The organism is Paenibacillus sp. CF384, assembly GCF_900106745.1.
Taxonomy (GTDB): domain Bacteria; phylum Bacillota; class Bacilli; order Paenibacillales; family Paenibacillaceae; genus Paenibacillus_Z.
This window is the reverse complement of the sequence record NZ_FNNV01000026.1, coordinates 54,551-64,808: the sequence shown is the minus strand read 5'-3', so window position 1 is coordinate 64,808 and position 10,258 is coordinate 54,551. Positions and strand designations below refer to the sequence as shown.

Below are 10,258 nucleotides of genomic sequence, written 5' to 3'. Positions count from 1 at the left end.
AATTGCATATCCGGTATTAGCATTCGTTTCCGAATGTTATCCCGGTCTTACAGGCAGGTTGCCTACGTGTTACTCACCCGTCCGCCGCTAAGCTATCCCCGAAGGAATAACTCCGCTCGACTTGCATGTATTAGGCACGCCGCCAGCGTTCGTCCTGAGCCAGGATCAAACTCTCCATAAAAGTGGTAAGCCCGAAGGCTTGGCCATTTTTAAGAATTCGCTTGTTAGCTCATTCAAAAAACTAGCTTTGCGAAACGTTAGTTTCGCGATTTATAACCATTTGACTGGTCGCTCATTGTTCAGTTTTCAAAGAACAAATACTTCGTGTTACTCTCGTTTATTTCCTTCCGGCTCATGACCGGAATTAGATCTTACCATGATTCGAAACATGATTGCAAGCTTTATTTTTCAACTTGTTTTTGTCTCGATCACCGCTTCTAAGTTAATGTCTCGGAGGCAGAAATATAATATAACACGGAAGATACGACTATAGCAACAGGTATTATTATACAATTAAATTTCATTACTATGCATTGCTATAACAAAAAGGCCCGACTGCACATCGCAGTCGAACCTTTACTACTGCTATGCTTATTTTAATCGGTCGGTAAAGAAGGACATGCCTCGCTTGAACGCCGTCATGCCATACAGCATGGAGCTCCAATCGATGACCGTTACTTTCTCCGGATACCAGCGCTCTGCTCCTTCAAGATGCCACCAGGAGAAACGATGCACCCCGTATTTGTAAGCTGCTTTGAATTTGGCTTCATCTTCCGGGTCTTGCGGATTCGTATACACGTCATATGGAATATGCAGCTGATACATCGCATACATGTCGTGAATACCCGCTGGGTACACCGGCAAGAAGCCGGCTATGATATAAGCAGAAGCGACATTCCCCGGCGAATCATTGATTTTATCGGCGTGATACGTGTTGTAAAGGCCGTCATTGGCGCCCGCTCCATATCCCCACACGTAGGAAGGCACATCGCTAAGCTCTTTCCACTTTAACCGGTCTGCCAGACAAGCATTCTCATAGAACTTGTTGTAGACTTCGCTCTTCGCATAGTCCGGCACTAAATAGTAAGGGAACTGATGCACGAATGAAGACAGAAACGCCAGATGGTTGTCGGTTGTGTTCGTGTCGGTGATGACCGGTATATCCCGGTAAAGCTTCTGCGGATAATTGGTGATTTGATCAACCGCAAACGTATTATCCCACAACTCGGCGATATCTTGGTGATCCGGCTCTGCGAGTTTGGCCAGATAAGCAACCATTACATATTCGTTAAATGCCGGCAGCGGCGCAATTCCTTTACCGTCTTTGACAATCATGTTGATGATGCCTTTATCCTTATCGGCGATGACGACACGCCAATCGATCTGATCCAGCAACTCATGGGCCATCGCGTCAATCTCGGGCGCTTTCTCTTTAAAATGCTGCCCAGCGAAGAGAGCTCCGGTTACGAGCAACGTCGTATCAATCGTCGATATTTCGGAACCCACATCGTTATTGCCCGAGTCCATATCTATGAAATGAGCGAAGAAGCCAGTCGATTCATCCCTTGTAGGACGGCAGCCATCTACATGGCCCAGTGCGGCGTTTAGCGTAAGCTTCACTTTCTCTGCCGCTTGGTCATCCCAGCCTTCATGATCCGCGACACATAGGCTGATCAAGCCGACTCCGGTAGCAGCCACAGAGCACATCTGCTCTGGATTACTGCCAAAGCTGAAATAGGCATCGCCATACAGACCGGTACGCGGATTGCGGCAAGCGTCGATCAAGCGATACGAGTCCATATGCTGGCGATCAGCGAACGCTTTGACCTTCTCCGAAAGCTGTTCGTATACTTCCGTCGTTTGCTTCATAACACTCTCTCCTTCACGAAACCATTCTATTGAAACGTTTCAATACACAATCCATCATAATTTGGAAACTAAAGCACGTCAATTATTAATGTAATCGTTTTCTTTACATTGAACTAACAGTCGCATTATACTTCTTCACTATACTAACTTTGTAGGTTCCGCTATCATGCTGCAATTATTGAAATTATCCTGAAGGAGGACATGCTTTGTGAATATGATATTTTTGGGCACTGCGGCTGCCGAAGGATGCCCCTGTTATTACTGCCGTTGCGATTACTGCAATGAAGTAAGAAAACGGGGCGGCAAGGACATTCGCACAAGATCCTCGTTCCGAATTGATGGCAAGCATCAAATCGACTTTAGTCCAGATATTTTCTATCAAATGCAGACTCTCAATCTGGACGTGTTTGAACTGGAGCATTTGCTGATCACCCATACACACGAAGACCATTTCGACCTTGCAGAAATTATCGTGAAGGAATGCGCGGTGGATCCGCAGCCGCAGCCGCTGAACATTTATCTCAGTCAGCAAGCACTCCCATGGGCCGAACGATTGATGGACAGCTATAGCACACATCTAAGTCCGGAGAAAAAAGCAGAGCTGCACTCTAAATACGTATTGGTGCCGCTGGACTACTTTGAGACCTATACAGTCGGAGACCTTGTCGTAACACCGGTAAAATCGAGTCATCACGCATTTGGCGAAAATGAACTGGCGCTCAATTATATGATTAGTATTCCGAGCGGGCACACGATGCTGTACGCATGCGATACCGGCTGGTATCCCGAGGAGACGTGGGACTATCTAAGCGGCAAAAAGCTGGATCTACTCATTATGGAATGCACGTTCGGCGGCAGACAAGACCGCGGCTTGTACATTGACGGCCATCTGGACATTCCAAACTTCTTGCTTATGCTCGAGCGCATGGAAAGCACCGGGCTTATTGACGAACAAACACCCGTGTATGCTACGCATATCAATCACAAACATCACTTGCTGCATGATGAAATGCAAACAACGTTGGATCAAAGCAGATTCAACGTTATCGTCGCGTATGACGGACTGCAGATATTCGAAGCATGACACTAACGTTAAAAAACCACATCCTCATAGGGATGTGGTTTTTTCATCTGGCTCGCCTCGCCCTACTCCTTCACCGCACCCAGCATAATACCGGATACGAAGTATCTTTGCAGGAAAGGGTATACGATTAGCATCGGTACCATGGCGATAAACACCTTGGCCGAGTTCAGCGTCCGGTTAGACAGCTCCGAAAGCTTCTTATATTGTTCCGGCGTCAGGCTGGTGCCGACCGGAATATTGACGACCAACTGCTGAATATAAGTCTGAAGCGGATATTTGGCAGCCGTGTTCATCAGCACCAGGCCGTTAAAGAACTCATTCCAGTGATACACGGCAAGGAACAACGCAACTGCCGCAAGCACAGGAATCGAGCATGGGATATACACCCGGAACAGAACGGACCATGGACCGGCACCGTCGACTACAGAAGCCTCATTGAGCTCCTTCGGCAGATTCTTGAAGAAGTTCATGATCAGGATGACATCGAAGACCGGCACGCCTCCGCCCAGCACCAAAGCCCAGATCGTATCGATCATGTGGTAGTTTTGGATCGTGAGGTACCAAGGGATCAAGCCTCCGTTAAACAGCATGCAGAAGACAAGGACCCACATGAACGTATTGCGCATTTTAAAATCTCTCTTAGGCCGAGCCAGCGGATACGCCATTAATACGGTCATCAGCAAGGAAAACGACGTACCGAGCACGGTGCGCTGGATGGAAATCCAGAACGCGTTAAAGAACAAGCTGTCGTTGATAATTTCCTTATACGGGGCCAACGAGAAGCCGATCGGATAAATGGTAACCAAGCCTGCATTAGCCGCGGACTTGATGGAGATGGATACACAGAACGTATACCACAGCGGGTATACACAGCTTATAAGCAGAATACCGAGGACGATAATATTGGCAATTTCAAACGTCCGCGAGCCTAACGTTGTATTTCTGACCAATGCAGCGTCCTCCTTTTAGAATACCGTGTAATCGGCATACCGATATGCCAGACGATAGGATATGAAAATCAGCACAAAGCTAATGACCGACTTGAACAACCCAGCAGCCGTCGCCAGCGAGAACTGAAGATTTTGCAAGCCCAGCCGGTATACCCATGTGTCCAAAATATCTCCGGTTGAAAAAACAAGCGGGTTATACAGGTTATACACTTGATCGAAGCCGGCGTTCAGTACGTTCCCCAAACTCAAGACGCCAAGCAGAACAACCGTGGTCGTCAACGCGGGAAGCGTAACATGCCGAATCATCTGCCAGCGGTTAGCGCCGTCAATGGCAGCCGCCTCGTACAGATTGAGATTAATGCCTGTCAGTGCCGCAAGATAGATAATCGCGTTATAGCCGAACTCTTTCCACACATCGCTTCCAATGACGATCTGCCGGAAAATGCCCGCATCCGCCATAAACAGTTTGGGATCATGGCCAAACATGCCGAGCACTGTATTGATAACGCCATAATAGCCGAAAATCCCAATGACAATCGTGGACATGATAACCCAGGACAGAAAGTGCGGCAGGTAAACAAAAGTCTGAACCAGCTTCTTATAACGCAAGCTGCGAAGCTCATTTAGCAGAATGGCGAAGATCAGCGGCACAATCAGGTTAAGCACGATTTTGCCGACAGCGATGATTAAGGTATTGACGATAACCGTCTTGCTGTCATTAAGCTGAAACATATACTTGAAGTTCTCCAGCCCGACCCACTCGGATTTGAACAGGCCCGCTCCCGGATTATAATTCTGAAATGCCATCAGAATGCCGAACATCGGCACAATGCTGAACATCACAAGCCAGACCATACCCGGCAGCAGCATCAAATAATAGTGCTTCTGATGGCCCAATTTTCTCATTCCGGCTAACCTCCCTCTCCTTCTCCCTATTTAGGAGTAAAGCTTGCGGGAGACACTCCTCATCGGCAGCGCCTTCCGCAAGCTTCTGCATCATTACTTCTTCAAGAGCTGTGCGACTTCCGCCGTGATCTCGTCTCCGCCTTGCGACTTCCAATCACTCACGAATTTGTCGAAGGAGTCGATGGACGCTTGGCCCAGGATGATCTTCATAACCATCTCATCTTCCATCTTCTTCAGATTCGCCCATTTGGTTTCCATGGTCGGTGTCTGGTTGTAGGTTACGCTGAAGACCTTCTTATCAATAGGAACCGTCGTAAACGGACGATCGCCGATCAAGAGGGAGTATAAGCGTTGGAAATCACCGAAGTTCGCCGTGCTGAAGTTGCTGACATTGAGATCATCGTATGGAGGCTTCACGACGTCCTTAACCTTCTTCGCATCCGCGTACATCAGTTTGTACAAGCTGTTCGGCTTATTGTAATCCTCAGGATTCGTTTCGCCTTTCAGTACTTTCAGAAGCTCGGTGTACTCGTATTCCGTCTCGTTGGCTGCAGCCATAACGTTGCGAAGCGGATACCAGCCCACACTAACCGATAGATCGAAGGTCGATTCATCGCGTACAAGCGCGTTATTCATGATCATGATGGCTTTCACGACATCCGGTTTAGCATTTTTGCTAATAACCGTGTACGTGCTGCCGGTCGTCTTCATATGGGTATTCCACTTGTTGTCGTCAGTATAAACCGGATAGGCCTGCCAGTTCGCAGTCGGATCATTCTTGAAAGAGTCCCCGTTGCCGTAGCCGCCATTCCACCATGGGCCGAAGAAAATTCCCGTCTGATTGGCATTAATCGGATCGCCTACGTTGTCACGTGTGCCTACCTCGGGATCAATAAGTCCTTTCGAGTACCAGTCAGCCAGCAAAGCCAGCGTTTTCTTCGTATTGTCGGAAGTCGTTCCGTACGATACCGTACCGTCGCCATTGTCGAGCCAGTAACCAGGGTAAGCATCATTCGCGCCAAAGATCGGATCGAAGCCTCCCATATTGTTAGAGGAAACAAGGAAGGTCGAATAAGGGAACGAGTTTTTGGATGGACCGGCGACACCGATCGTTTTGTCCCCGCCAAGCTTGTTATCGATGAACGCTTTCGCCGTTTTCTCGATATCGGCCAGCGTCTTCGGCACCGGCAAACTCAGTTTATCCAGCCAATCCTTGCGAATCCAGAGCACATGAACGCCATCGGTATCCACCGTGATATTCGGAAGCGCTACCATTTTACCGTCAAAGCTGGCATTCTCGAGTGCACGGCCCTCGGTACTCGCCATGATTTCCTTCACCTGCGAGGATTGATATTGATTGAAAATATCGGTGATATCATAGAGCAGTCCTGAGCTGGCTGCTTTGGTCATAAAGGAACGATCGTCGACGACCATGCCGTCAGGCAGTTTGCCCGATGCAATCGTCAAGCTGACCTTCTGTTTGAAGTCGTTACCGGTAGCCGCGGTCCAATCAACAATAATGTTGATGTTGTACTTGTCCTTCAGATAACGGGTGTACGGGTTGTTGCTTACGCTGTCGCCTTCCGGCAGCGTCTTGTCTGTCGGATCCACCACCATGCCGATGTGAACATCAACAGGCTTCGGGAATTTAGAGAAAGCCAGATCATCTCCCGTTAATGCCGGGGTTGCGGAGTTCGTGTCTGAATTTGAAGACGCTTTCACATTATTGTTCGATGAATCATTGGAACTACATGCTGTCACAGTTAAACCAAGTAATGCAGTGGAAAGCAACAATGCCATTTTCCTTTTCATCTTAACCCTCCCCTTTGTTTCTTGCCTTTTCATTGTACATGGGAAGCGATGAAAAAAAGTCAGACGGATGTGCCGCGTTTTGCGGCGAATACAGGACTGAGGTGGATATTTGTTCGATCGTTTGCAATCAATCGTCCCCCTTGTGAAATTGCGCTCGGAATTCGGAGGGCAACAGACGTGTCTGCTCATAGAAGAGCTGAGAGAAATACTTGGAATCATTGTAGCCTACGGCATGAGCCACCCACGCGATGGACTGATTGGTTTCGCACAGCAGCCGCTCGGCAGCTCTCATCCGCTCTTGTCTTAAGTAGTCATTGAACGTCGAACCCGTCAGCTTCTTAAAGCATTGGCTAAAATAACTCCGGCTCATATGGACATGATCCGCGACTTCCTCGGCATGCAGCGTGTTGGAAGCCTGCTCGCGAATGAACCATACCGCCTTGAGAATACTGGTCGTCGTGTTCGTAAAGTCCGATGAGGCTCTAACCTGCGCGTACACTCGTTTCCTGTAATCGCGCAGCCATTCAACCGCCGAGCGAACGTCATTGGCATCCGAGCGGAGCTCGATATCCAGTGCCGTAATCGTCTCGAGTTGGGAAAGGACGCGCATGAACAAGCCTTCTACACGGCGAAACGAAACCTTGGCTTCAATCGTCTGCTTGCATAGGCGCTGAAAGACCGATTCATTATACAGCCAGTAAAGAGCGCGCCACTCTTGCTCCAGTCCGGACCACACTTCTTCTTCTTTGGTATGGGTGTTGGATTCAGGGGCAGGAGCAGCAATCGATAATGCAGGGGGATTAGCTACGGTCTGACGCGACAGGTCACCGGTCATTTGCTGCTGGATTCGTTTCAATATTTGCTCGTCGTCCTCGGATTCCAATCGGACCTTCGATAGGTAATCGAGTGCCCCCATGCGATAAGCCGTTTGCACATTCTCGAACTCTTCATGGAAGGATAAGATCACGGAGCGAAGCCCCGGGAATCGTTGCTTGGTCACCTGAAGCAGCTCCATGCCCGACATGACCGGCATCGAGAGATCCACGAACATGAGATCCACCTCATGCCTTTCCATAAACTCCAGCGCCTTCGCGCCGTTGGCCGCTTCCCCGACAACAACCATATCGTGACTTGACCAAGGCATGATCGAAATCAATCCTTTGCGCGCCAGTTTGTCATCATCGACGACTAATACTCGGATCAAATCGCTTTCTCCTCTCTATGCTGAAGATAAGGTAGATCTAACGTTACCGTTGTGCCTTGGTTCGGCGTGCTCTCTATACCCATACGAGCGTTATGGCCATAAAATGATTCCAGCATGGATCGCACATATCGAAGTCCGATCCCCCATCCCGTCTGCTGCTGATCCGGCGTGTCGCGCTGCAGTAGAGCCAGTGTCTCCTGGCTCAGCCCTTTGCCATCATCGCGGATGATAATGTGCACCATCTGCGCCGTTTCATCAGGGGAGATGGAGATTTCCAGCATGCCGTGATCATCAAGGCCGTGACAGACGGCATTCTCTACGATAGGCTGCAGGATAAACCTTGCTACCGGGCTATCCAGATAGCACCCTTCCTCGATATCCAGCTTCACTTCAAAATCATGCCGCATCTGCTGCAGCTCCAGGTAAGTACGCATAACCTCTGTTTCTGATCGGAAGGTCGCGGTTTCCTTAGATTTACCTAAGTTATAATTCAACAGATTAATTAACGAAGAAACAAATTTCTCAATCTTCGCTTGCTTATGCATGACCGCCAGCCAGCGAACCGAATTGAGCGTATTCATCAGGAAATGCGGATTGATCTGGTAGGCAAGCTTCTCGATCTCGAGCTGATGCCGGCGCTTCTCCTTCTGCTCCACGTCTATAATGAGCTGCTGAATTTGCCGTTTCATTATATTGAACTGATCGAATATCCGGTCAAATTCATCGATTCCCGTACGATATTGGCTGGTCCCCATGTAGCCCTTGCCAAACGTCCTCATTTCCCTCTCGATGAGTTGAAACGGACCGTTAATGAGCCGCCGCAGCAGCAGCGTAAGCAGAAACATCATCAGCAGGGCAATAGCGAGAATCCAATACATATGATTCTTCCATGTATAGAGCTCGTGATTGTAATAAGAGACGGGAAGAAGCAGCGTGATGCCGTATCCGTAATCGCCCGTCATTCGGTTCCATACATAACCGTCCGTTGAACCCGATTGTCCGCTTAGCATGAGCCGCTGGCCGGCAGCAAACGCCGCCGAATCACTGCTATTATAGGTCACCAAACCCGCAGAATCGGTGAAAACAAGCGAATAGGGCATGTTTACGCTTTCTGAAAGCGAATTCATATCTGTCGAAATGTCGGTCTTGGCTTCGACATAAACGACTAATTGCGTGCCGTCTGAGAATTTCACTTCCCGTGTGACGGACACCACCTGATCATCGCTGAATCGACATAACGATTTATGCGGGGACTGGTATTTCAGCTGCCCCATGCCGGAGACATCAGGCAAGGATTGCAGCGTAAAGTCTCCCCGCAGAGGCAAATTCGATAAAGCAGGCTGTCCGGTTTCGGGATGAAAATACATCACCAGCTGCATGGCCGGATTGGAGAAGGTGATTAATCCGATATTGTAGGAGATATCACGAGAGAGAATACGCTGACTATACGAGTCCTTGGCTGAGAGATAGGACTCCATCAGATTGCCCACCGTGCCTTCCGGCGTCATCTGCTGCGTAACTTGAAGCAAGTTATTGTACATTTGGTTCAGCTTCGTTGTTTGCTGGTAGAGATCGAAAGCCATGGAGGTCTTGATTTTATCGTGCTGCATGGTATAAATCGCATTGTATGAGACCAGTGCCATTAAGCTGGCAAAGCCGACTAAACCAACCGTCAGCAGGATCATAATTCGTTTGCGCAGCGAGGAGAAACCGAACCGATTAAGCAGCACATGCAAGAAACTTATATTCCTGGGAATTGTTCTGGTCGTCTTTATCGAGCGAATGCCCCGCACCTCTGCCACCTCACTTCAAGTATGGAACAATATTCGCCACTTCGGAGGTTTATCCTTCTTGCAGCAAACCGGGCCATTCTCTTGTCGTCTTGGTTGGCAGGATTCGGCTTTGTCTCTCTAAGAAGCCGGCCCGCTCCACTTGATACAGATCATAGACATGCTGCGTGGAATTGATCGATTCAAAGATCTGCGGGCTGCGTTCATTCGCGAGCTGAACATACGGCAGCTTCTCTACCGCTTTCTTCGAACGAATATTGTGGCTGCGAATCTTCAAATACACCGTCTCGATGCCATGTTCAAGAAACAGCTCCGTCATGAAGCATTCTTTGGCGCGCGCATTGTACCCTTGGCCAAAATAAGGCGCTCCTATCCAAGTCGCCAAGAAGCCTGTTCGATTCCCAATATCGTATAACTGAATCGTACCAATCGGATGTCCTAGCTCATTCATAATCGTTCTCGAAATCAAGGTTCCCTGCGATTCCTGTGAGATCCACTGTTTCGTGGTGAACAAATATTCTTCGTAGGACTTGCACTTATTACGGACGTAAGGAAAAACGGCAGGATCCATCATTAAATGATGCAGCGAATGGCATTCATGCAAATCATGTTTTTTAAGTATTGTGAACGACCACCCTACTCC

General features: G+C 48.7%; 8 protein-coding genes and 1 rRNA gene. 1 reads left to right on the top strand and 8 read right to left on the bottom strand.

Annotated features, from left to right (window positions below; translation table 11 throughout):
* Positions 1–181, bottom strand: a 16S ribosomal RNA gene (locus BLW29_RS28710); the annotation flags it as partial.
* 410 nt (positions 182–591) lie between these two features.
* Positions 592–1,869: a hypothetical protein gene (locus BLW29_RS28705; protein WP_090986167.1), complete on the bottom strand. Its 1,278-nt coding sequence runs from the start codon at positions 1,867–1,869 to the stop codon at positions 592–594.
* Positions 1,870–2,083: 214 nt separating this feature from the next.
* Here BLW29_RS28705 and BLW29_RS28700 point away from each other — a divergent pair, with 214 nt between their 5' ends.
* On the top strand, positions 2,084–2,953 hold the full coding sequence (locus tag BLW29_RS28700; protein WP_256209019.1) for an MBL fold metallo-hydrolase: 870 nt from the start codon (positions 2,084–2,086) through the stop codon (positions 2,951–2,953).
* Between the two features lie 62 nt (positions 2,954–3,015).
* Here BLW29_RS28700 and BLW29_RS28695 read toward each other — a convergent pair whose 3' ends face one another.
* The 6 genes from BLW29_RS28695 to BLW29_RS28670 form a co-directional block, all read right to left on the bottom strand.
* A complete protein-coding gene (locus tag BLW29_RS28695) occupies positions 3,016–3,903 on the bottom strand; it encodes a carbohydrate ABC transporter permease (RefSeq protein ID WP_090986163.1) in 888 nt (295 codons plus the stop codon).
* Between the two features lie 15 nt (positions 3,904–3,918).
* Positions 3,919–4,809 carry an ABC transporter permease gene (locus tag BLW29_RS28690; RefSeq protein WP_090986161.1) on the bottom strand — a complete coding sequence of 297 codons (891 nt, stop codon included), beginning with the start codon at positions 4,807–4,809 and terminating at the stop codon, positions 3,919–3,921.
* A 93-nt stretch (positions 4,810–4,902) separates the two neighbouring features.
* On the bottom strand, positions 4,903–6,621 hold the full coding sequence (locus BLW29_RS28685; protein WP_090986159.1) for an extracellular solute-binding protein: 1,719 nt from the start codon (positions 6,619–6,621) through the stop codon (positions 4,903–4,905).
* Positions 6,622–6,748: 127 nt separating this feature from the next.
* Positions 6,749–7,825, bottom strand: a complete 1,077-nt coding sequence (locus BLW29_RS28680; RefSeq protein ID WP_090986157.1) for a response regulator transcription factor — start codon at positions 7,823–7,825, stop codon at positions 6,749–6,751.
* The gene (locus BLW29_RS28675; RefSeq protein ID WP_256209017.1) at positions 7,822–9,555 is read right to left on the bottom strand and encodes a sensor histidine kinase; all 1,734 of its coding nucleotides are present in this window, start codon (positions 9,553–9,555) and stop codon (positions 7,822–7,824) included. The genes BLW29_RS28680 and BLW29_RS28675 overlap by 4 nt, the downstream gene beginning before the upstream one ends.
* Positions 9,556–9,667: 112 nt before the next feature.
* The gene (locus BLW29_RS28670; RefSeq protein ID WP_256209016.1) at positions 9,668–10,219 is read right to left on the bottom strand and encodes a GNAT family N-acetyltransferase; all 552 of its coding nucleotides are present in this window, start codon (positions 10,217–10,219) and stop codon (positions 9,668–9,670) included.
* Between the last annotated feature and the right edge of the window lie 39 nt (positions 10,220–10,258).